Annotated in this window: 1 protein-coding gene; it reads left to right on the forward strand. The window is 32.6% G+C overall.

Going from position 1 to position 491, the window contains the following annotated elements; translation table 11 throughout:
- Nucleotides 1-171: 171 nt before the first annotated feature.
- Entirely contained in the window at nt 172-435 is a 264-nt protein-coding gene (locus LQ693_RS13505) for a hypothetical protein (RefSeq protein ID WP_107566224.1), read from the forward strand.
- The last annotated feature ends 56 nt before the right edge of the window (nt 436-491 follow it).

Raw genomic sequence — 491 nt, forward strand, 5'->3', positions numbered from 1 at the left:
ACTAGGCTACTTATCCCCTATAGAATATAGGGAATTAGCAGCCTAGAAAATAGTGTTTTTATTGAGCTCCCTTAGTAAGGGTGCAGTGCCGGTGATAAGAATGGGAAACATACATAACATGCCTATGAGGTTTGTTGATGAGTTAAGACAGATTTCAAGAGGTGGAAAATAATGAACATATCATATATAAACGATTTACATATTGATCATTGGGTTAAATGGAATCCTAGTCAAGAGAAGTATAAAGTAAGAGTGCGGAAGTTTGTGAGAGATTTAATTGATAAAAGTAATATTGAGAATAAAGAAGTAATGATAATTGCAGGAGATATCTCACATTTTAACTTCATAAATAAGTGGGTACTTGAAGTGTTTAACGAGCAGTTTGAGAAAACGTTTGTTGTGGTATGTCAACAAAAACTTAGACAGAATTCATAAGTTTATAAGAGGTTGGTGTTTGATAATTTAATCCTGCATGTAATCTTTCATTGTTA

The organism is Mammaliicoccus sp. B-M6, from assembly GCF_022386965.1.
Classification (GTDB): domain Bacteria; phylum Bacillota; class Bacilli; order Staphylococcales; family Staphylococcaceae; genus Mammaliicoccus; species Mammaliicoccus sciuri_A.